A 22,930-nucleotide genomic window follows, 5' to 3' on the forward strand; every position below is an offset into this window, starting at 1 on the left:
TGGAAAAAATGATACTCAATGAAGTTTTGAAAAACAAAAGTTGGGGGTTAGTTCCTCTCTCATTTCTTTTTACAGAAGTCAGAGAGGAATTTTTGTAAAATAAGGTGGCAAATCCTTGTTTTTATAAGGAAAATGCAGATAGAGAAGGGTAGAGGCAAGCTCTGAAATATATTATACGAATTCTTACTTTTGCCAAGCCAACAAGAAAACTATAATCGAAGAAAAACACAATGCCTGTTTGTTGTTTCTTTGAACTTTATTTGTAATTTTGCACGCACATAAGTAAGAGTTTATATTTTATTCATAAACAAATGTCAGAAAATAAAAAAGTAGCTTTTTATACACTGGGTTGTAAGCTGAATTTTTCAGAAACATCGACCATAGCGCGTAGTTTTGAGAATGAAGGCTTTGATAAAGTAGCCTTTGACCAAGTAGCCGATATATATGTTATCAATACGTGTTCGGTAACCGATAATGCCGACAAGCAATTTAAACAAATTGTACGTAAAGCCCTTAAAACCAATCAAAATGCTTTTATAGCAGCTATTGGTTGTTATGCTCAACTTAAACCCGAAGAGCTTATAGCAGTTGATGGCGTAGATTTGGTGCTGGGAGCTAAAGAAAAATTCAACATTACCCAATATATTGATGATTTGACCAAGCTTAATCAAGGTCAAGTACATTCGTGCGATATTAACGAAGCTGATTTCTACGTAGGAAGTTATTCGTTTGGTGATAGAACACGCGCTTTCTTGAAGGTACAAGATGGGTGCGATTATAAGTGTACGTATTGTACCATTCCGATGGCTCGTGGTATTTCACGTAGTGATACACTCGAAAATGTGTTGAACAATGCGTATGAAATTTCCAAGAAAGGAATTAAAGAAATTGTTCTTACAGGTGTGAATATTGGCGATTATGGCAAAGGCGAATTGGGTAATAAAAAGCACGAACATACGTTCTTGGAACTGATAAAAGAATTGGACAAAGTACAAGGAATTGAGCGCTTGCGTATTTCGTCAATTGAACCTAATTTGCTCAAAGACGAAATTATCGAATTTGTCTCACAGAGTAAAACGTTCGTTCCGCACTTTCATATTCCTTTGCAAAGCGGAAGCAATACCATTCTTCGTAAGATGAAACGCCGATATATGCGTGAATTATATGTAGATAGAGTGGCGAAAATTCGTCAGTTGATGCCCGATGCTTGTATTGGGGTAGATGTTATTGTTGGTTTTCCTGGTGAAACAGACGAATTGTTCTTAGAGACGTATCATTTTTTGAATGAATTAGATATTTCGTATCTGCATGTATTTACATATTCAGAACGTGATAATACGGAAGCTATTCAAATGGAAGGAATTGTGCCACACTCCGTAAGAGCCAAACGAAGTCGAATGTTACGAGGTCTTTCTGCAAAAAAAAGAAATGCATTCTATCAAAGTCAGTTAGCAACTGAGCATATAGCACTTTTTGAAGGTGAAAACAAAAAGGGATACATTCACGGATTTACAGAAAATTATGTAAAGGTGAAAGCTACTTGGAATCCCGAATTAGTCAATACATTGCACCGAGTAAAACTCACCCGAATTGACAATGATGGAATACTTCGAATCGAATTTTTAGAATAAAATGAATTGTCATTCTATTAAATTACATATTTTATGTAACTTTGTCTTTCTAATAAAATAAAAAAATATGAATGCAAAAATAATATCAAACGGAATACTTCGCGCAGTGGGTATTTTATTTGTCATTGTACTGGTAGCATATGCGATTTATGAACTCAAAACAATCCTTGTTTATGTAGTCATAGCAATGGTTATCTCTCTTATGGGGCGTCCTTTAGTACGTTTGTTAAAACAACGCTTACGTTTCTCTAATACCATAGCAGTTTTGTCTGTTATGGGACTAATATTACTGCTTTTAGGAGGTATTATCAGTATGTTTATCCCGCTTTTGCTCTCACAGGGGCGCAATTTGTCCTCTATCAATTTTGAAACACTTACCAGTGGTATTGTCAAAAATATTAACCAAGGTGTACGACTTATTGGGATAAAAAATTTCTCGGTTGATATAACTATGTTTTCACAATTATTTGATGTGAATGACATTTCTAGTATTGTCAATGGACTTATGACGTTGCTAAGCGATATTGGTATTGGGTTTTTCTCGGTAGTATTTATTGTTTTTTTCTTTTTGAAAGACGGAACAGCAATAAGCAATGCGTTTATTGGTTTAATAAATAGAAAATATATAGGAAAAACGCGACAATCCATAGAAGCAATTAAGAATTTGCTTTCTCGTTATTTTGTAGGATTGCTATTACAAATCACAGTTGTTTTTGTTATTCTTACCATCGTACTACTTATTCTGGGCGTACAAGATGCGGTGATGATAGCCTTTTTGTGTGCACTTCTGAACTTAATTCCCTATTTGGGACCGCTTATTGGAGGGGTACTTATTAGCGTACTTACTATGTCAAGCTTTATCGAAGAAGATTTTGCCTCGGTGGTATTGCCCAAAATGATTTATGTACTTATTGGCTTTTTGATAGCGCAATTGGTTGATAATTTTTTCAGTCAGCCGATTATTTTTTCTAATTCGGTTAAGTCTCATCCGTTAGAAGTTTTTTTGATTATTTTAATTAGTGGAACGCTTTTTGGTGTAGTAGGAATGGTTGTTGCCGTACCTGCTTATACAGTTATCAAGGTAATTCTCAAAGCTATTTTCGCAGATAACAAATTTGTAAAACTTTTGACCAAAAATATATAAAATATCATTACAAAGCATTTATTTTGAACACGCTTCTATTACAACTTGAAGTTCAAGCCTTCATTGAAGAACATTTGGCAAAAGATATAACAAAGCTATTGCTGGGGAAATCACTTTTTGAAGGAGTATCTCTTTCGGAATTAGCTACTCAAATAATTGGAAAAAATAAATGCAAAAATAAGCTCCCTAAGTGGTTCTCTACCAAAGGAATATATTTTCCAGATAAGCTAGCAATAGAACAATCTTCTTCGCAGCAAGTAGCTCGTTACAAATCGACTTTAGTACAAGGCAATGTACTTGATATGACCGGAGGCTTCGGAGTTGATACGTATTATTTTGCCAAGCAATGTAATAGTGTTATTCACTGCGAGTTACAGCAAGATTTATCTCAAATAGCAGCTCATAATTTTGGTGTATTCAAACAGAAAAACATTCAGTGTATAGCGCAAGATGCATTTGTTTTTTTAGCTAATAATAAATTAAAATTTGATATAATTTATCTTGATCCAGCACGTAGAGACCTTGACAAAAACAAAGTTTTCTTCTTAAAAGATTGTATCCCTAATGTACCCGATAATTTGGATTTTCTTTGGCAATTTACCGATACTATTTTACTGAAAACTTCTCCGATGCTCGATATTCAGCAAGGAATAAGAGAACTTTCTAACGTGACTGATATTCATATAGTTGCACTAAATAATGAAGTAAAAGAATTGCTTTTTTTGTTGAAAAAAGACTATACTGCCGATATACATATCCATGCAGTTCATATCCACGCTCATTCTACAGATTCGTTTCACTTTGACCTCAATCAAAAAAATATGGAGGATACGGAATATGCTTCCCCTGAACATTTTTTGTACGAGCCTAATGCGGCAATACTAAAATCAGGAGGGTTTGGAGTAATTCCTCAACAATTTCCTGTGAAAAAATTAGCACAACACACACATTTATATACAAGTGAAGACTTGGTAGATGATTTTCAAGGGCGAATTTTCCGTATAGAAAAGGTTGTACCTTTTAATAAATCACTTAGAAAACTTGTATCGCAAGCCAATATAACAACACGTAATTTTCCTTTGTCCGTATCGCAAATACGTAAACAATTCAAAATAAAAGAAGGAGGGGAGCTGTATTTATTTTTCACTACCGATGCTTTGGGACAAAAAATAATTATTTTCTGCGAAAAAAACCGATGATTTTATAAAAAACTGCGGTGATTTAAAGATTTTGCTTCAAATTACCACAGGTTTTAAAATTATATTTTAATGTAATTTTATAGCATTATAAAGTATTCGAAAATTAAGCATTATATTTTTTACGCAAATCTTTGGCTGTTTTTACCATTGCGACGAGTGCTTTTTTGGTTTCTTTCCAGTGGCGGGTTTTAAGTCCGCAGTCTGGGTTTATCCATAAGTTGCGTTTTGGGATTACGTTGATAGCTTTTTCCATCAAGAAACTCATTTCCTCAACCGATGGTACACGAGGTGAGTGAATGTCATACACACCAGGTCCAATTTCATTTGGATATTTGAAATTAGCAAACACATCTAACAATTCCATTTGTGAACGAGAGCACTCGATAGTGATTACGTCAGCATCCATATCAGCGATAGCTTCAATCATATCATTGAACTCAGAGTAACACATATGCGTATGAATTTGAGTGCTATTTTCCACCCCTGATGCTGAAATTCGGAACGCACGAATAGCCCAGTAATAATATGCTTGCCAATCTTTACGGCGTAAAGGCAATCCTTCGCGAACTGCTGGCTCGTCAATTTGGATTATTTTGATATCTGCTTTTTCCAAATCTACCACCTCATCACGAATAGCCAATGCAATTTGCATACACGTTACTGAACGAGGTTGGTCATCACGAACGAATGACCATTGCAAAATGGTTACAGGTCCTGTAAGCATTCCTTTTACAGGCAATGAAGTCAATGATTGAGCGAACTTTGACCAACGAACTGTCATTGCATTCGGACGAGAAACATCTCCGTAAATAATCGGTGGTTTTACGCAACGCGAACCGTAACTTTGCACCCAACCGAATTTGGTGAAAGTATATCCTTTGAGTTGCTCTCCGAAATATTCCACCATATCGTTGCGTTCGAATTCTCCGTGAACCAATACGTCAATTCCTGCATCTTCTTGGAAACGGATAGACTCTTCGATTTCTTTTTTCAATAAAGTTTCATATTCTTCTAGCGGAAGTATACCTTTGTTGAAATTCGCTCTCCAACCTCTAACTTCCTGAGTTTGAGGGAATGAACCGATGGTTGTTGTTGGAAACAAAGGTAATTTCAATACATTTTGTTGAATAGTTTGACGCTCAGCGAATTTGCTCTTGCGGTGTGCATCTTTTTCAGTAATGGCATTCACACGCGCTTTTACTACTTCATCGTGAATCAGTTTAGATGTTTTTCGATTGTCATTAGCTATTTTATTTTGAATCACAGCTTGACGTCCAGCATCGGTCAATGAATTAGAAGCTAAGGCTTTAAGCGTTGTTATTTCAGATAATTTTTGTTTTGCAAAAGCTAACCATTGTTTGATTTCAGGCGTAAGTACTTTTTCGTTATTTTCACGTTCTAAATTACAAGGAGAGTGTAATAGAGAGCAAGATGAAGCGATTAACACTTGGTCATTACCCAAAACTTTTTGAGCTTTTTTAATCAAAGCAACTGATTTTTCGAAATCGTTAATCCAAACATTACGTCCATCTACAATACCAAGCGACAATTTTTTACCTTTTGGAAGTTTTGTAAGTACTTCATCTAATTGATTTTCAGCACGAACCAAGTCGATGTGTAATATATCTAACGGAAGGTTCAACGCTAAATCAATGTTGTTTTCCAATGCTCCGAAATAAGTTGTTAAAATAAATTCCGTGATTGGAAATGCTTGTTTTAGCGAGCTATACACTTGGTTGTAAGCCTCTTTTTCTTTGTCAGAAAGGTCAAGCACCAAGTATGGTTCGTCAATTTGAATAGTTTTTGCCCCAGCATCTACCAAACTTTGTACGATTTGTTTATAAACAGGTAATAAATTTTCAACCAATTCAATTCTGTGGAAACCTTCCTCTTTTTCTTTTCCAAGGAGAAGATAGGTTACTAATCCTAAAAGTACAGGTTTGGTTTCAAAACCATTGGCTTTTGCAAATTTGTATTCGGCAAGAGCTTTGTTATATCGCAAGCTAAACGATTGATTTTTAGTAAATTCAGGAACTAAATAGTGATAATTCGTATCAAACCATTTGGTCATTTCAACTGCTGTGATATCAATGTCATTTTTTTGGTATCCACGAGCCAATGTAAAGTAAAGCTCCATATCTGAAAGTTGATTGATAGGAGTAAATCTGCTTGGAATTGCATCAACTGAAAATGAAAAATCTAACACTTGGTCATAGAACGAAAAATCGTTTGAAGGCAACAAATCGATACCCGCTTCTTTTTGTAAATTCCAATTATGAATTCTGATAGTATTAGCCATATCAAATAGCTCTTTTTCAGATATTTTTCCTGCCCAAAAAGCCTCAGAAGCTTTCTTTAATTCACGTTTTTCCCCAATGCGAGGATAGCCTAATAGATTGGTTTTCATATGTTTGTATCTTATTTTATTTCTTTTCGAAGGAGAGGAGTTTATTATTTATTGTATAAAAAATTGTCTGTCAGTACTGCTAACCCTAAAATACCTTTGAAACAATATCTACAATATTATCCGATTTTCCCATAGAGTAATAGTGCAATGTTGGCACCCCCCAGCGTTTTAGTTCTCTACTTTGTTCGATAGCCCATTCGACACCCACTTGTCGAATATCATTGTTTGTTTGGCATTTTTCAAGCTCACTTACTAATATTTCAGGAAGGTCAATTTTGAACACTTGCGGAAGCAACGATAAGTGTCGTTTGGTTGTTATGGGTTTGATACCAGGTATGATAGGTATGTTAATTCCTGTAAGTCGGACTTTTTCAACAAATTCAAAATATTTTTGATTATCAAAAAACATCTGTGTAACAATATAATCAGCACCTGCATCTACTTTTTCTTTCAATCGAGCCAAATCGAAAGCCATTGAAGGCGATTCCAAGTGCTTTTCAGGATAGCCTGCTACACCCACGCAAAAATTCGTGCCATAGTCGGTTTCAATTATATCGTGTAGAAACTTTCCTCGACCTAAATCCTTGATTTGCTTGACTAAATCTACCGCATAACGATGCCCATCTTTGGTTGGTTGAAAGTAACGTTCTTCTTTTCGAGCATCACCCCGAAGTGCCATTACGTTGTTAATACCTAAATAAAAGCAATCAATCAACAGGTGTTCTGTTTCTTCTTTGGTAAATCCGCCACAAAGCACGTGAGGCACAGTATCTATACCATATTTATATTGAATAGCTGAACAAATTCCAACAGTTCCAGGGCGCATACGCGTAATTTTCTTCTCCAACAGACCGTTTGCGTGTTTTTTGTAAAAATATTCCTCACGAGAGGTTGTTACGTCAATAAAAGGAGGTTTGAACTCAATAAGTGGTTCAATATTCTGGTAAAGCTCTTCAATATTATTCCCTTTTTTAGGCGGAATAATTTCGAAAGAACATAATGTTTTCCCTTTGGCTTTGGCGATATGTTCGGTTACTTTCATTCGTACGATGTTTTAGCAAATTTTCTTTTTAAAAGGGTACAAAAATATGATATTTTTTTTGTTATTCCAAATTTTATAAGAAAAAATGTAATTATAATCGATTTTTTATGGATATGACAATATGTATTGAATGTATTTTTCAGAAATTTTTTCTAAGTGGATTATTTTAATAAAGTCTTTTTAGTTTTATTTTTTGTAAAAGATTTTATTATAGAAAAAAAACTTTTTTACACTTCATCATAATTTAGTGTCAAAATATCAGTAATTGGGTGCGCTTGGCAGGTAAGAATTAGTCCGTTTTCTATTTCGGTGTCAGACAAAACCTGATTCTTTTCCATTTCGGCTTTTCCTTCGGTTACTTTAGAAATACAGCTACTACAAGCGCCTCCTTTACATGAGTAAGACACATCTAATCCGTGCTGCAAAAGAGATTCTAAAATGGATTTTTCGCGTGCTATTTCAAAAGTTTTAACGCTACTGTGAAATTGTACGCTAAGGCGAGTAGTACCCTCATATTTTTTATGGTTAACTTCTTGAATGACAAATAATTCTGTATGAATGTTTTTCGGATTATAACTTTGTGTAAGCATTGTTTTTATCATTTGCACCATCGCCTGAGGTCCGCAGATATAAAATCGTTGAAAATCAATGTCTTTGTATTTGTTTTTGAGCAAATGATTTATGATGGTTTCGTCTATTCTTCCGAAAAATTCATTTTTTTCATGGGATTGACTGAAAATATAATGCACAAAAAATCGGTCAGGGAATTTTTCTTTAAGTGTTTCTATTTCAGATAGAAACATAGTACTCTCTTTGGTTTTATTTCCATACAAAAGTACTATTTTCTGCGAAGTTTTGTGCAGGGCAACTTTTATGATACTAAGCAAAGGAGTTATTCCGCTTCCTGCGGCAAATAAAGCTAAGTTTTCAGTATAAATTTCGTGTATGTATGCAAATTTTCCTTCAGGAGGATATACAAAAATAGTTTGTCCTTTACGTAATTCTGTATTTGCAAAAGTCGAAAATTTCCCATTAGGAATTTGTTTGATAGCAATGCTAAGTGGTTCATTATTAGGTTCAGAACAAATAGAATAAGCTCGCCGCACGATCTCTCCTTCAATAGTAGATTCTAAGGTAATGTATTGTCCTGCAAAAAAATCGAATGTAATTTTTTGATTATCAGGGATATTAAATGAAATTTTAACAGAATCGGAAGTGATTTTTTCAATATCAGAAATAAGTAATGAGAAAGGAGTCATAATTTTTTAGGTAAATAATTGAATTTCAGTTAAGTATATTACCATTGAATTGGTTTTTTCCCTACAGAAAGTAGGTAATCATTTGTTTTACTAAAATGTTTATTTCCAAACCAAAAACCTCTATTGGCACTTAGCGGAGAAGGATGCCCTGCTGTAAGAATACAATGTTTGTTACTATCAATTAAAATTGATTTTTTTTTCGCATACCCACCCCAAAGCAAAAAAACAACTTTTTCGCAATGTTGAGAAACAGATTTTATTACAGCATCAGTAAAAGTTTCCCATCCTTTGTTTTGATGACTTCCCGCCTCACCAGCACGTACGGTTAAAGTAGCATTGAGTAGCAAGACACCTTGGTCAGCCCAGCGTTCCAAATTGCCACTCTGCGGATAAGGAATTCCTAAATCTTGCTCAATTTCGCGGAAAATATTAACCAATGAAGGTGGGTGTGGTATGGTGTCATAAACTGAAAAACAAAGCCCATTTGCCTGATTTACACCGTGATACGGGTCTTGCCCTATGATAACTACTTTAATATTGTCAAAGGTACAATGGTCAAAAGCAGCGAATATTCGCCTTCCTTTTGGGTAACACGCATGCGTGCTGTATTCTTCTTTTACGAATTGTACTAAATTATGAAAATACGGCTTTTCAAATTCGTCTTGTAAATAAGTTTTCCATGTAGAGTTAATTTGTACATTCATTGGTAAAAAGATTAAATTTAATTGTATTTTAATAGTATAAAACGTAGGTCAAAAGGGTTTAAATGTTCCATAAGTTGTTCAATAAGACTACTTTGCGTAGCTATCATAAACTCACTGAAATTATTAGTTCGCTCTTGCAATGTTCGGTTGGGGAACAGATTTGCTTTGATATAAGTTGCTCTTTCTATCAGGTCTTTATATTTCCGTTTTTGAGCTTTCAAGAGTCGTTTTTCTAAAGCATTTAATCCTTTTAATTGATTGATTTCTTGTGCTTTAACCATATTTAAAAAGGTAACGTCTGTTTTTTGAGCTACTTGATATAATGATGCAAATTGGTCTTGCAGTTGTTTTTTCAAAGGAATAAAATTAAGTGGAATATCTGTTACATTTTGAGTTAATTTATTTTCTAAAAGTCTGTTTTCCAGAAAAATATCGGAAAGAGAAAGTTGTAATTTTTCAATTTTTTTATATTGTTTTTCAGAAATTAAAAGGACAGAGTTTCGTAGTAAAAGCATTGGAAAAGTAACGTTTGATTGTTCAAAAAAGGCTTTAAGTTCTAACCAATATGCAATTTCGCCACCACCACCAATATAACATAAATTGGGCAAAATAACCTCTTGATACATTGGGCGAAGCAAAACATTGGGTGAAAAACGTTCTGGAAATTGTTGTAATTCGGCTCGAATTTCACTATCAGAAAAAATAATATTTGTTTTATTCACAACAAAGCCTGTCGAGGTTTTTATAATACGTTCTCGAATATTAGGTTGTAAATAAAAAATATTTATCTGTCGAGGAGTTACTTGTGTAGGATAGTTTTTGTCTATGTTTTTTATTTCAGTAATTGTTTTATTTACCTGTTTTTCAGCCAAATGTTCAAAAAGGTCTTTTTCAAAATATGGAATAAAAAGCTGTTTTAATTCAGTATCATTCCCATCAATAATTACAAGTCCGTATTCTTTAAAAAGAGTATTAACCAAATATCGTGTAGCAGAAGCTAAATCATTGTTTTTCAGATAACTATTTTCAAATAATTGAAATAATTCTTTTGATTGTATGCCTGCACCTAACTCCGTTTTTAACATTTTGGCAATAGGTTCAAGAGTTTGTGTAGAAAAATTGCCGACCATACCTGTTTGTTCACTATTCCACACTATTTTTTTCTGATATAAATAAAAATGATTTATTTCTTCAAAATCGTGGTCTTCGGTAGCCATCCAATATACAGGAACAAACTGATAATCAGTATGTTTTTGATTCAAAATACGACACGCCTTAATGGTAGAGATGATTTTGTAAATAAAATATAAAGGACCAGTGAAGAGACTTAACTGATGTCCTGTGGTAATGGTAAAGCTGTTTTTATTACGTAGCGCTTGAATATTCTGCTGTGTTTGCTCAGAAATAATCGTGTTTTTATACTGATTTTCAAGGCTTTTTACTAAAATATCACGATGAGCAAAGTTATAATTTTCTTGTTTTTCTTGAATTTGTTTTTTGAAATTCTCAATACTTGGGAAATGGTTATACAATGATTTAAGTAATTGATTTTCATTGATATAATCACAAATGAATTTAGAAAAATAGCCTGTTTTTTCAAAAGGAATAAATTCAGTAGTCATAGCAATATAAAATTTATAGGCAAAAATACGATTTTCTTTTAAAAATATTGGTATAAAAAGAAATTTTATTAGTAAAAATTTGTATCTTTGTACAATAAATTAAATAAAAAGTGGCAGTATTTATTAAAATTTACGAAGAAAACCCCAATAAGAAAGAAATACAAAAAGTTGTAGAAATTCTTAAAAATGGTGGATTGGTTATTTATCCTACTGATACGGTGTATGGGTTAGGATGCGATATTACCAATGTGAAGGCTCTTGAACGCATTGCCCAAATAAAGGGAGTAAAACTTGAAAAGGCTAATTTTTCATTTGTTTGTGCCGATTTGAGCAATTTGTCCGATTATGTAAAACAGATAGACACATCAGTTTTTAAGATACTTAAAAAAGCCCTACCTGGCCCTTATACTTTTATCCTACCAGGAAGTACCAATTTACCTAAAATGTTTAAAAAGAAGAAAACCGTAGGAATACGTATTCCTGCTAATAATATTGCTCGTATGTTAGCCGAACGACTTGGAAATCCGATAGTCTCAACATCTATTTATGATGAAGACGAACTTATTGAATATACCACCGATCCAGAACTTATTTTTGAAAAATGGCAAAACAGAGTAGAGGTTATCATAGATGGAGGTTATGGAGATAATGTCGCTTCGACAGTGATAGATATCTCGCAAGGTTTTCCTGTACTTGTTCGGCAAGGTAAAGGTTCATTTGAAGAAATATTGTAAAACATTCAAAAAGGAATTTTTTGTCAATATATTTTTGAAATTTTTCACCTATTTGTTGAAATAAGTCTGAACTGAAAAATTGAATAAATTCTAAGTTTTATAAAGTATAAAGGTTTGATTTTTAGTAAATTTTGAAATATTATATAAATTTTTTTTACATCTTTGCTCTCAATAGTTTATTTATAATTGTTGTCCAAATCAATTGAATAGATAAAAATATTGTCTATTTCGATTTCATAATACACAAGCTTTATAATAGTAAAAACTCGTTATGTACAATACATAGCGAGTTTTTGGGAATATAAATTTTTATTTTAAATAAAGAATTATTTTAAACTTCCAACCATATCTTCGGGGCATACCCAAGCATCAAACTCTTCAGGAGTTACATATCCTAAGTTGATAGCTTCTTCACGAAGTGTTGTTCCGTTTCGGTGAGCTGTATTTGCTATTTCGGCAGCTTTGTAATATCCTATTTTGGTATTAAGAGCGGTGACAAGCATCAGACTTCCATTAACTAACTCTTTGATACGTGTATAATTAGGTTCAATGCCTACGGCACAATGCTCTTCAAAACTTACACAAGCATCACCAATAAGTCGAGCTGATTGCAAGAAATTAGCACAAATAACAGGTTTAAATACATTGAGTTCATAATGTCCCTGTGTAGCACCTACCGAAATAGCCACATCGTTCCCCATTACTTGGGCGGCAACCATCGTAACTGCCTCACACTGAGTAGGATTTACTTTACCTGGCATGATAGAACTTCCAGGTTCATTTTCAGGAATTAGAATTTCTCCTATTCCACTTCGAGGTCCTGATGCCATCATACGAATATCATTAGCTATTTTGTTCAATGAAACGGCTAATTGTTTCAATGCTCCATGGGTTTCAACCATTGCATCGTGTGCAGCAAGTGCTTCAAATTTGTTTTCAGCAGTAACAAAGGGAAGTCCTGTGAATTGTGCTATATACTTAGCAACCAGTACATCATACCCTTTGGGAGTATTTATCCCTGTTCCTACGGCAGTACCACCCAATGCCAATTCACTAAGATGCGATAGTGTATTTTTGAGTGCTTTTAATCCATGGTCAAGTTGTGAAACATATCCTGAAAATTCTTGCCCCAAAGTAAGCGGTGTAGCGTCCATTAGGTGTGTTCGCCCAATTTTGACTACATTTTTGAATGCTTCTGATTTCTTTTTGAGTGTATCACGAAGTTTTTCCACACCAGGGATTGTTGTTTCAACAACCATTTTGTAAGCAGCAATATGCATACCAGTTGGATATGTATCGTTTGATGATTGTGATTTATTAACATCATCATTGGGTTGTAAGGTTTTATCGCCTTCACCAATTTTTTTACCTGCCAACTGGTGAGCTCGATTGGCAATAACTTCATTTACATTCATATTGGATTGGGTACCAGACCCTGTCTGCCAAATAACCAATGGAAATTGATCATCGAGTTTTCCCTCCAAAATTTCATCACAAACTTTGGCTATCAAATCTCTTTTTTCAGTAGAAAGTACTCCCAATTCGCAATTTGCGTAAGCTGCTGCTTTTTTCAAATAAGCAAATCCGTAGATGACCTCTTTAGGCATTGATGCCTCTGGCCCAATTTTGAAATTGTTGCGAGAGCGTTCTGTTTGAGCTCCCCAAAGTTTGTCGGCTGGTACTTTTACCTCGCCCATTGTGTCTTTTTCAATTCTGTAACTCATATATTTTATGTATTTATTCTTTAATTTAATTTTCAGCAAACAAAGTTACAAAAAAAAGTAAAATTAAAATTTAAATTGTTATTTTTTTTCTCAAAATAGGTGTTTTAATCCAGATGATATTTTATGAATAATTTGTTTTATGTTTATTATTTAGGATAAAAAAGATATCTAAAATATTTTTTTATATAAAAAAATAATAGATTAGATTTTTTTACTTATTTATGTTCTTGTATTGTACAAGCTATTTTTTTATTCTATCTTTGAATTATAAAAACAATAAGTTTTTTTTAAAACAAATCATATATAATATTGTTTTTATTTTGAAAAAAAGTATGTTATTTAACTTAAATTTTATAAATAAAAATGAATAATTCGTTAAGAAAACCAAAACAAAAAATTCTTTTGGGTAAATGGATTTTGCTGAATTTTTTATTTGCTATGTGTTGGAGTTTTTCTCTCGAAGCAAAAACAAATTCTGTGTACAATACACAGGAACAAATGCAAAAGAACAAAAAAGTAAGTGGAACCATCACAGATGCTACGGGTACTCCATTGCCCGGTGTGAATATCATCGTAAAAGGTACTAATATCGGTATGATTTCTGACTTTGATGGTAATTTTGAAATCAATGTTCCTAATAATAAAACGGAACTAGTTTTCTCTTACGTAGGTTTTAAAGAACAAACCATTAAAGTAACTCAATCGCGTTCGGGTGTGAAAATTATTCTTCAAGAAGAAGCGCAGCAGCTTGACCAAGTTGTAGTTACAGCATTGGGTATTAAGCGTTCTGAAAAGAGTTTGTCTTATGCGACACAATCTGTTTCTGGTAAAGAACTTACAGAAGTCCCCTCAAGTAATGTGCTTAACACACTTGCTGGAAAAACTGCGGGTATGAGTGTTTCTAGCTCAGGCTCAGGAATTGGTAGTTCTGTTAAAATCGTGCTACGTGGAAATCGTTCTATACAAGGTAATAACCAACCGCTCTACGTAGTTGATGGAACTCCCATTAGTAGTGGTGCTTTCTCTGGAACAGCAATTGGTGATGGCTTTGGAGGAGGAGTTGATACAGGTGATGGTATGGCTGGTATCAATCCTGAAGATATTGAGAGTATCAACGTACTAAAAGGAGCTACCGCTGCAGCTTTGTATGGTAGCCAAGCTGCTAACGGGGTTGTTTTGATTACTACCAAAAGAGGTAATACAGAGAAAATTTCAGTTTCTTTAACCTCATCAGTACAGGCTGATATTCCATATATGACTTATAAGTTTCAAGACCAATACGCAATGGGTACAAAAGGCGTTAATGAGCAAACTATCGAAGCGTGGGGAGCAAAACGTACTACAGAAGATCTAAGTAATGACTTTGTTAATCAATTTTTCAATACAGGATTTATGGCTCAAAATGGTGTATCTGTTAGTGGAGGAAATAATGTTACTAAGAGTTTTTTATCATATCAAAATACTTCAGCAAGTGGTATTATGCCTACTAATACATTCAAAAAACATAATTTGAGTTTACGTTCTACTACTTCTCTTTTTGAAAAATTTATGGAAATTGACGGAAGTATTGCTCTGACTAAGCAAGATACAGACCACGCTCCTGCAGCACCTGGACGATATTTCAACCCTATTGCAGGATTGTATCTTTTCCCAGCAGGAACGACTGCTTTTAATCAATACAGAGATACTTACGAAATTCCTGATGCAACTCGAAATGGACTTATGCAAATGAATTGGTATAACGAAAGCGATACATTTAAAAATCCGTATTGGTTAGTTAATCGACATAATTATTCATATGAAGTTGAAAAGGCTATTATCAAATTGAATACTAAATTCAATTTTACGAATTGGTTAAGCCTCCAACTTCGAGGAAGTTATGATAAGACGGCTACAATAGGGGAGCGCAAAGTTCATTCAGGAATAAAAACGATTGCAGGTAAAGGTGGACGTTATGAATACAAAACTCAAAATTATTCGCTAATGTACGGAGATGCGCTTTTGACTGTCAACAAATCATTTGATGTTTTTTCAGTAAGTGCTACTTTGGGAACAAGTATTACTGATACTAAAGAACACACTAATGAAGTTCAAATTCATAACTTGGTAATTCCTAATCTTTTTGACCTTAGAAACTATTCGGGTATTGAAGGAGGAACTGTTAATGAAAAGAAACATAAACAATTGCAATCTGTTTTTGGTACCGTTTCTTTGGGATACGACGAAATGGTATTTTTAGATGTTACAGGGCGTAACGATTGGTCTTCTACACTTCCTGCCAATAATCGAAGTTATTTTTATCCCTCAGTTGGTACATCCGTTGTTTTTACTGAAATGTTAAATAAAACTGATTCAAAACCTTCATGGCTTGATTTTGGTAAGTTACGTTTTTCTTGGACACAAGTTGGAAATGATATGCCTTGGGGACTTACAGAACCTTATGATAAAATTAACAAGGGTGGAATTGCAATAGCTAATACCGTAAAGCCTTTTGAAGATTTGAAACCAGAACGTTCTAACTCTCTTGAAGCGGGTTTAAATCTTCGATTGTTCAAAAATCGTTTAACTTTAGATGCTGCTGTATATAAAACAATTACTGAAAATCAGTATTTTAAAGTTGATAATACCTCGGGATCTGGATACTCACAATATTATATCAATGCTGGAAAAATCCAAAACCGAGGACTTGAAGTTACGTTAGGTTTTACTCCCGTTCAAACAAAAGATTTCTCTTGGAACGGATATTTGAACTATTCTCTTAATGAAAATATGGTATTATCTTTACCTTCTCAATATCAAGATAAAGGGCTTGAACTTTCATCTGTAGCATACCGATTCCGCCTTGAAGAAGGTCAGGAATGGGGACGTATGTACGAAAAACGCTTTAAAAGAAATGATAATGGAGACATTTTACTTACTCGTATTATCGAAAATGGTATTGACAAAGATGTTCAACTACAACAAAGTGATGATTTTGAATACATTGGAAGCATTAACCCGAAATTTTTATTAGGTTTGAAGAATGAATTTTCATACAAAAATTTCTCGCTCGAATTTCTTATTGATGGACGATTTGGTGGAAATGTAGTTTCTTCTACTCAAAACTTCCTTGATAAAAACGGACGTAGTCAGCGTACTGCCGATGCTCGTAATGAAGGAGGTGTTTCTGTTAAAGGTATCTTGACTACAATTATCAAACAAACAGGAAATCCTGACTTAACAACTACTGATAGTTTCGATGGAAAAATTGATGCTGAAACTTATTACAAACTTGCACCTGTGGGGGAAACTTCAGTATATTCGGCAACTAATATACGTCTTCGCGAATTTTCCCTTTCGTATAATTTGCCAAAATCACTTACAGACCGACTAAAATCGGTTGAAAGTATCCGAGTTTCGCTTATTGGACGTAATTTAGCTTTCCTTTACAGAGATGCTCCTTATGATCCCGAAATAACACTTTCTACAAGTAGTAATGGACTTTCTAATGCAGATCTTTTTAGTATTCCTGCATCAAGAAGTATAGGATTTAGTATTAACGTTAATTTTTAAAAAAATGAAAAAGATTCTATATACAATATGGGTTGGCTTAACTATTATAAGTTGTACTAGTGATTTTGACAAATATAATGCAGACCCATATGCACTAACAAATGATCTGAAAAAGGCCGATTGGCTATATATCAAAAGTGCTTTTCCGCAAATGCAACAATCTGTTTATTATAATAATAGTGGTGGAAATTGGGAATTTCAAATAGCTCAAAATCTTAATGCAGACATATTTAGTGGCTATTTGACTCCCCCTACTGCTTTTAATAATGATAGAAATAATGCAAATTATTTTATGATGGAAGGTTGGAATGAATATGCATTCGGTATGTATAATAATAACATTATGAAGCCTTGGTTCAATGTAAAGGCTCAAACTCTTGACAAAGGTGAAGCATTGGAAACATATGCCGTAGCTCTTATACTAAAAATTGCTGGTATGCATAAATCAACCGATTTGTATGGTCCTATTATCTATTCTCAATATGGAAAAGGAGGAACTACAACTCCTTACGATTCGCAAGAAGCCATTTATACACAATTCTTTGAAGAATTAGACGAAGCTGTTAAATATTTGAATGAATATCTCTTAACGACTAATAAAGAAGACCTTGAATATCTGAAAGGAGTTGACCTTATTTATGATGGTAATGTGAAAAAATGGCTCAAATGGGCTAATTCTTTACGTTTGCGATTGGCTATTCGCGTAAGTAAAGTAAATCCTACATTAGCTAAACAACAAGCCGAAAAAGCTTTAGATAGTCAATACGGAGGTGTTATTGATTCAAACTCCGATAATGTATTAGTTCCTACAACCAATATGGGACATCCACTAATTGTTTTAGCAAATGATTATACGGATACACGTATGAGTGCCGATATGGAATCCATTTTGACTGGACTTAACGACCCACGCCTGTCAGAATATTTCTCAAAAGCCACTGATGAAGATGTTAATATAAAAAACAAATATAAAGGTATCCGACAAGGCATCAATCTGGTTAGTAAAGATTTGCGTGTAAAATATTCAACTTTGGGTAGTCGTTACGATATATCTAGAAGAAATATTACTCCTGTTATTTTAATGACTGCCGCCGAAGTATATTTCTTACGTGCCGAAGGTGTTCTAAGAGGTTGGTCATCTATGGGAGATACAGCCGAAAATCTTTACAGAAAAGGCGTAGAAACATCTATGGAACAATGGGATGTATCGGGAGCCAGTACCTACCTTGCTGATGATACAAGCAAACCTGCCGATTATACAGACCCTAAAAATACCAGATACAACGCACCAGCAGCTTCACAAGTAACTGTTAAATGGAATGATTCGGCTTCCAACGAAGAAAAATTAGAAAAAATCATTACTCAAAAATGGATAGCTATGTTTCCCGATGGAGCTGAGGCTTGGGCAGAATTTCGAAGAACAGGATACCCAAAACTCTTACCAATAGAAGAGAATTATAGCTCAGGAGAGATAGATTCTAACATAAGAATCAGACGTTTGAGTTTCCCTCAAAATGAAGAAACAGGTAGCAATAAAAGCGAAGTACTTAAAGCAGTTTCTTTTTTAAAAGGGAAAGACTCACCAGGTACTCGTCTATGGTGGGATACCGGTGGAAGTAATTTTTAAATTTATACATTATAATGTAATAAAGCCATCTTTTTAGGTGGCTTTATGTTTTATTTATGTTTTCTAAATCATACGAAATACTATATTTTTGTAAAAATTATAAATTTTTTATGTAATTATATCTGTGTCAAAAAATATTTTGAAAAATATACTTTTTTTCAAAATAACTTATTATTTTTGCACTTGAAATAAAATAAACGAAAGTTCTTAAAAAATGCTAACAAGAAGGCACATCAGAGTCAAAGTAATGCAGTCTATTTACGCATTGCATCAAACGGAAAATCATAATTTACAAAAAGAAGAAAAGTTTTTATTATCAAGTATGGATAATATGTACTTGTTGTATGTAGCTTTGATGAGTTTATGGACAGAGTTGTTAAAACGAGGCGAAACTTTGCAACAAATTTCAAAAGCAAAGTATTTGGCAACGGATAAAGATAAACAATTAAATCAAAAATTGATTTCCAACAAAGTTCTTTTGTATATTGTTAATAATCAACCACTTGTGGATTTGATAGATAAACAAAATCCAATCAATTGGAAATTGTATAGCGAATACGTTGATTTACTTTATAATCAAATAATTCAAAGTGAAGAGTATCAATATTATATGCAAAACTCGCAAAATAGCTTCGAGATAGATAAAAATTTTCTGATTGATTTGTATAAAAAAATTATCGCTGTTGATGAAAAATTGTACGATTTTCTGCAAGAAGGAGCAATGACTTGGCTTGATGATTTTCCATTAGTCAATACATTGATAATTAAATTGTTAAAAGGAATAAAACAAGATAATCCACCTTTGTATTTTGTTCCCAAATTATTCAAAGATGTAGTAGACCAAGAATTTGCTATTGATTTGTTGCGCAAGGCAGTCCTGAATGATGAAAAATATAATAAATATCTGAAAGGAAAAACACCTCAATGGGAGATTACACGCCTGGCAGAAATAGACGTAATACTTATAAAAATGGGTATTACTGAATTTTTGAAATTTCCAAGTATTCCTGTCAAAGTAACTATTAACGAATATGTGGAAATAGCCAAAGAATATTCAACCCCCAAGAGTAGCATATTTATCAATGGAATATTAGACAAATTATCCAAAGAGTTTTCAGAAAATGGCTTATTGCAAAAAATAGGTCGAGGACTTCTATAAAAGAATAAAATTTTAATAAAAATAATAAGAAAATGAAAAAAATAATTTTAACTACCGCTTTTTTGAGTGTTTTATTTTCAGCTTGTAATACAGGAACTAATGCTACAGCAAAAATAAATCAACAGAATTTGGAAAAAGCTGAAAAATTAGCACAAGAAGCTAATCGTTTTCCGCAGATGACTTTTGAAAAATTGGAACACGATTTCGGTAAGATAAAACCTGGGACTGCCGTTGAAACAATTTTCAAATTTAAAAACACAGGAGATGCCCCTCTTGTAATAACAGATGCAACAAGTAGTTGCGGTTGTACAGTTCCAGAAAAACCAACACAGCCCATAGCGCCAGGTGATTCGGGAGAAATTAAGGTACATTTTAACGGTTCTGGGAAAGATTTGGTTACCAAAACAGTTACCGTTACTGCCAATACAGAATCTGGTTCACAATTACTTACTATCAAAGCTTTAGTACAAGATTAAGCAGTCATAGAATAATTATAAAAAAATCAGGGATTTCCCTGATTTTTTTATTTAAATACTAATTTTTTATTATAAAAAACCAATTTTGTTATCAGTTTGGTTTTTTAATTCTTTCAAATCAATATTGGTTAGTTCAGCGAGTGAAAAAGGTTTATCAACAACAACTGATTTTCCAATAAATTGTAAATATTTATTACATTTTTCTATCGAAAGTTCTTTGAATTTGTATTCTGCAATAAGGCGTCCTTTTCTAAGTAAGGCAGAGTCTATTTTAGAAATATCAGAATTAAAAGTACATATTAGCTGGCATTCTAAAACATCTGAAAGGATACCATCGGCTATGTTTAGAATAGATGAAACCACATCGGTATTGCTGTTAAAAGCCGTTCGTTCTGCGATATAATTTTCGCAGTCTTCCAATACTAAAACCGAATTTTTGTTATCAATAAGTAAACCGATAAAACTTGGGTCAGTTAGTGAACCAATCATTGAAGTTGGAACAAAGATAAATTTTTTGTTAGGAATTTGACTTGTAAGCCATTTGATATAATTAGTTTTTCCAGAGCCAGCTATTCCGTGGAAGAGTACAATGCCTTTGTTTTCGTCTGTAATAGCGTGTTTCACTCGGTTGTGAATTTCTAAAAAATCGTCATTGTACATCGTATCAAAATCAATACGATAAGGTTTTATAGTATGTGTTTTTAGCTCAATACCAGTTTGTGTTTTTAGCAAAAGAGAAACTTTTGATTCTTTGGAAATGTATTTTTCAATATATTCTGAAAAAAGAATTTCGAGATTTTCTTTGGCTTTTGCATTGGTATTTTCGTAATAAACATAATTGACTTTAAAGAGTCCTTCGTCAAATATTTGATTATCATATTCATTAGATAAATTACTGGTTGTCAGTATGAAAATTTCTAATTCGGGATGAAAAAAACAAGCTTCACTCTCAAAAAGTTTGTTTTGTTTTGATGCATATTCAATAGAATAAAAATCGGTACATTTGACAAAATTTTTCAATTTTTCTATCTGAATAACCAAATCGTCATTGTACAGATACAGCACTGAAAGCAAATCATCTAACAGATTGCGAAACGGATTGGTAAAAGCTAATAATTTGTGTTTATCAACTAATTCAATATGTTCCTGTTCATCTAACCCCATTATTTTGATGGGGCGATAATATTTTGAATTTATTATTTTCATTTTTTTATTTTATTAAAGTAGGAAAAAATCGAATAGTATTTTATTTGTCTTTTAAGAGGTCAGGACGACGATTTAGCGTATGTTCGTACGCTTTTTCTTCACGCCATTGTTCTATTTTGGGAGTATTTCCACTGAGAAGAATTTCAGGAACTTGCCATTCTTTGTACAATGCAGGGCGCGTATATACAGGAGGTGCTAACAGATTATCTTGAAATGAGTCGGTAAGTGCCGAAGTTTCATCAGAGAGTACGCCAGGCAGAAGCCGAATAACTGTATCACAGAGTACAGCAGCGCCTAACTCTCCGCCCGAAAGGACATAATCTCCAATAGATATTTCGCGAGTGATAAAATGGTCGCGCACACGTTGATCGACTCCTTTATAATGTCCGCAAAGGATTATAATATTTTGTAAAGTTGAAAGTGTATTGGCTGTTTTCTGATTTAGGGTTTGTCCGTCGGGTGTCATATAAATTACCTCATCATAGGTGCGTTGAGATTTAAGTTGTGTGATGCAAGTATCAATAGGTTCTATCATCAGTACCATACCTGCACCACCGCCAAATTGATAATCATCAACTTGGCGATAATTCCCTAAACCATAATCTCTTAAATCATGAAAATAAATCTCAACTAGTTTTTTTTCGATAGCTCTTTTCAGAATAGAAGCTTCAAAAGGACTTTTTAAGAGTTCAGGCAACAATGTAATAATGTCTATTCGCATTAGATGCCTCTGTTTTTGTTGATTTCGTCTTGTAATTGTCGTCTAACTTTTTGTTCTCTTTCAATGGCTTTGCTACGATAATCTTCGTATTCGCTTTGTAATTCTTCCAAATCTTTGATAGAGCGCTTGGTAACAATATTTGATTTAGAAAAACGGAAGATATAGAAAGCCAGCAGAGAGGTAAGTACAAAGATTATTCCCCAGACGATAACTGAATAAAGCCCTTTGCTGATAAGCGCTCCAAAGAAGTTGATACTATCTTTCTCGTTTTTGAGTTCATTAAGATTGTTTTGAAGTGTATCTATTTGTTGATTGAGTTCTTTTATCTGTTGCTCATTACCAGTAATTGCATTTGTCTTTTCAAGCAGTAGATTTTGTTGAGCTTTTAAGCTATCTTGTATATTTTTCTTTAAGGTGTACAATTTCATTTTGGGAACCACCTTGAATTGTTGCCAACTATTCGATTTCTCTATAACATCATCAAACTGATTTTCAATTGTATTGGGTCGATTTACAGCCACAGCAAGCGTATCTGTTGATTCTTGTCCCCAAGAAGTTTGCATACTTGTTAGTACAAGTGTTGAGATAAAAATTTTTAATTTCATATCAATAATATTTTTACGAACAGCAAAAGTAACGTTTTTTCTTAAAAGACAAAAATAAATTCAATTAAAAAAAATATAAAATGTTATTTTGCTACAAAAATAACTTTTTTCATCATTT

Annotated in this window: 17 protein-coding genes; 8 read left to right on the top strand and 9 right to left on the bottom strand. The window is 33.4% G+C overall.

Features of this window, described 5'->3' with window-relative positions:
* Positions 1 to 311 precede the first annotated feature (311 nt).
* From mtaB to OO775_RS08240, 3 genes are all read left to right on the top strand, one after another.
* The gene (mtaB, locus tag OO775_RS08230; protein WP_264846603.1) at positions 312 to 1,631 is read left to right on the top strand and encodes a tRNA (N(6)-L-threonylcarbamoyladenosine(37)-C(2))-methylthiotransferase MtaB; all 1,320 of its coding nucleotides are present in this window, start codon (positions 312 to 314) and stop codon (positions 1,629 to 1,631) included.
* Between the two features lie 67 nt (positions 1,632 to 1,698).
* Positions 1,699 to 2,775, top strand: coding sequence for an AI-2E family transporter (locus OO775_RS08235; RefSeq protein WP_264846604.1), 1,077 nt, complete (start codon positions 1,699 to 1,701; stop codon positions 2,773 to 2,775).
* Positions 2,776 to 2,798: 23 nt separating this feature from the next.
* Complete coding sequence (locus tag OO775_RS08240) at positions 2,799 to 3,974, top strand: class I SAM-dependent methyltransferase (RefSeq protein WP_264846605.1); 1,176 nt, start codon at positions 2,799 to 2,801, stop codon at positions 3,972 to 3,974.
* A 103-nt stretch (positions 3,975 to 4,077) separates the two neighbouring features.
* Here OO775_RS08240 and metE read toward each other — a convergent pair whose 3' ends face one another.
* The 5 genes from metE to bshC all read right to left on the bottom strand — a co-directional run bounded on the left by metE (position 4,078) and on the right by bshC (position 11,008).
* Positions 4,078 to 6,381, bottom strand: coding sequence for a 5-methyltetrahydropteroyltriglutamate--homocysteine S-methyltransferase (gene metE / locus OO775_RS08245; protein ID WP_264846606.1), 2,304 nt, complete (start codon positions 6,379 to 6,381; stop codon positions 4,078 to 4,080).
* A gap of 85 nt (positions 6,382 to 6,466) precedes the next feature.
* On the bottom strand, positions 6,467 to 7,423 hold the full coding sequence (metF, locus tag OO775_RS08250; RefSeq protein WP_264846607.1) for a methylenetetrahydrofolate reductase [NAD(P)H]: 957 nt from the start codon (positions 7,421 to 7,423) through the stop codon (positions 6,467 to 6,469).
* A 227-nt stretch (positions 7,424 to 7,650) separates the two neighbouring features.
* Positions 7,651 to 8,682: a ferredoxin--NADP reductase gene (locus OO775_RS08255; protein WP_264846608.1), complete on the bottom strand. Its 1,032-nt coding sequence runs from the start codon at positions 8,680 to 8,682 to the stop codon at positions 7,651 to 7,653.
* 38 nt (positions 8,683 to 8,720) lie between these two features.
* Positions 8,721 to 9,386: a uracil-DNA glycosylase gene (ung, locus tag OO775_RS08260; RefSeq protein ID WP_264846609.1), complete on the bottom strand. Its 666-nt coding sequence runs from the start codon at positions 9,384 to 9,386 to the stop codon at positions 8,721 to 8,723.
* A gap of 17 nt (positions 9,387 to 9,403) precedes the next feature.
* The gene (gene bshC, locus OO775_RS08265) at positions 9,404 to 11,008 is read right to left on the bottom strand and encodes a bacillithiol biosynthesis cysteine-adding enzyme BshC (RefSeq protein ID WP_264846610.1); all 1,605 of its coding nucleotides are present in this window, start codon (positions 11,006 to 11,008) and stop codon (positions 9,404 to 9,406) included.
* 110 nt (positions 11,009 to 11,118) lie between these two features.
* Between bshC and OO775_RS08270 the strand changes: the two genes are divergently transcribed.
* Positions 11,119 to 11,742, top strand: coding sequence for an L-threonylcarbamoyladenylate synthase (locus OO775_RS08270; protein WP_264846611.1), 624 nt, complete (start codon positions 11,119 to 11,121; stop codon positions 11,740 to 11,742).
* A 326-nt stretch (positions 11,743 to 12,068) separates the two neighbouring features.
* Here the strand turns inward: OO775_RS08270 and fumC are convergent, their stop codons facing one another.
* Positions 12,069 to 13,466, bottom strand: coding sequence for a class II fumarate hydratase (gene fumC, locus OO775_RS08275; RefSeq protein ID WP_264846612.1), 1,398 nt, complete (start codon positions 13,464 to 13,466; stop codon positions 12,069 to 12,071).
* 363 nt (positions 13,467 to 13,829) lie between these two features.
* Between fumC and OO775_RS08280 the strand changes: the two genes are divergently transcribed.
* From OO775_RS08280 to OO775_RS08295, 4 genes are all read left to right on the top strand, one after another.
* Positions 13,830 to 17,018: a SusC/RagA family TonB-linked outer membrane protein gene (locus OO775_RS08280; RefSeq protein WP_264846613.1), complete on the top strand. Its 3,189-nt coding sequence runs from the start codon at positions 13,830 to 13,832 to the stop codon at positions 17,016 to 17,018.
* Between the two features lie 4 nt (positions 17,019 to 17,022).
* The gene (locus OO775_RS08285; RefSeq protein WP_264846614.1) at positions 17,023 to 18,645 is read left to right on the top strand and encodes a RagB/SusD family nutrient uptake outer membrane protein; all 1,623 of its coding nucleotides are present in this window, start codon (positions 17,023 to 17,025) and stop codon (positions 18,643 to 18,645) included.
* A gap of 214 nt (positions 18,646 to 18,859) precedes the next feature.
* The gene (gene nusB, locus OO775_RS08290; RefSeq protein ID WP_264846615.1) at positions 18,860 to 19,804 is read left to right on the top strand and encodes a transcription antitermination factor NusB; all 945 of its coding nucleotides are present in this window, start codon (positions 18,860 to 18,862) and stop codon (positions 19,802 to 19,804) included.
* Positions 19,805 to 19,836: 32 nt separating this feature from the next.
* Positions 19,837 to 20,280: a DUF1573 domain-containing protein gene (locus OO775_RS08295; RefSeq protein WP_264846616.1), complete on the top strand. Its 444-nt coding sequence runs from the start codon at positions 19,837 to 19,839 to the stop codon at positions 20,278 to 20,280.
* 69 nt (positions 20,281 to 20,349) lie between these two features.
* On the opposite strand, the gene OO775_RS08300 is transcribed toward OO775_RS08295, so the two are convergent.
* Genes OO775_RS08300 through OO775_RS08310 form a run of 3 tightly spaced genes read right to left on the bottom strand, consistent with a single transcriptional unit; the run spans position 20,350 to position 22,812 of the window.
* A complete protein-coding gene (locus OO775_RS08300; protein WP_264846617.1) occupies positions 20,350 to 21,486 on the bottom strand; it encodes an AAA family ATPase in 1,137 nt (378 codons plus the stop codon).
* A 40-nt stretch (positions 21,487 to 21,526) separates the two neighbouring features.
* Positions 21,527 to 22,207 (bottom strand): tRNA (guanosine(37)-N1)-methyltransferase TrmD, encoded by a 681-nt coding sequence (gene trmD, locus OO775_RS08305; protein WP_264846618.1) that lies wholly within the window; start codon positions 22,205 to 22,207, stop codon positions 21,527 to 21,529.
* Positions 22,207 to 22,812, bottom strand: a complete 606-nt coding sequence (locus OO775_RS08310) for a coiled-coil domain-containing protein (RefSeq protein ID WP_264846619.1) — start codon at positions 22,810 to 22,812, stop codon at positions 22,207 to 22,209. Before OO775_RS08310 ends, trmD begins: the two co-directional genes overlap by 1 nt.
* Between the last annotated feature and the right edge of the window lie 118 nt (positions 22,813 to 22,930).

It is taken from the genome of Capnocytophaga catalasegens, assembly GCF_026005215.1.
Classification (GTDB): Bacteria; Bacteroidota; Bacteroidia; order Flavobacteriales; family Flavobacteriaceae; genus Capnocytophaga; species Capnocytophaga catalasegens.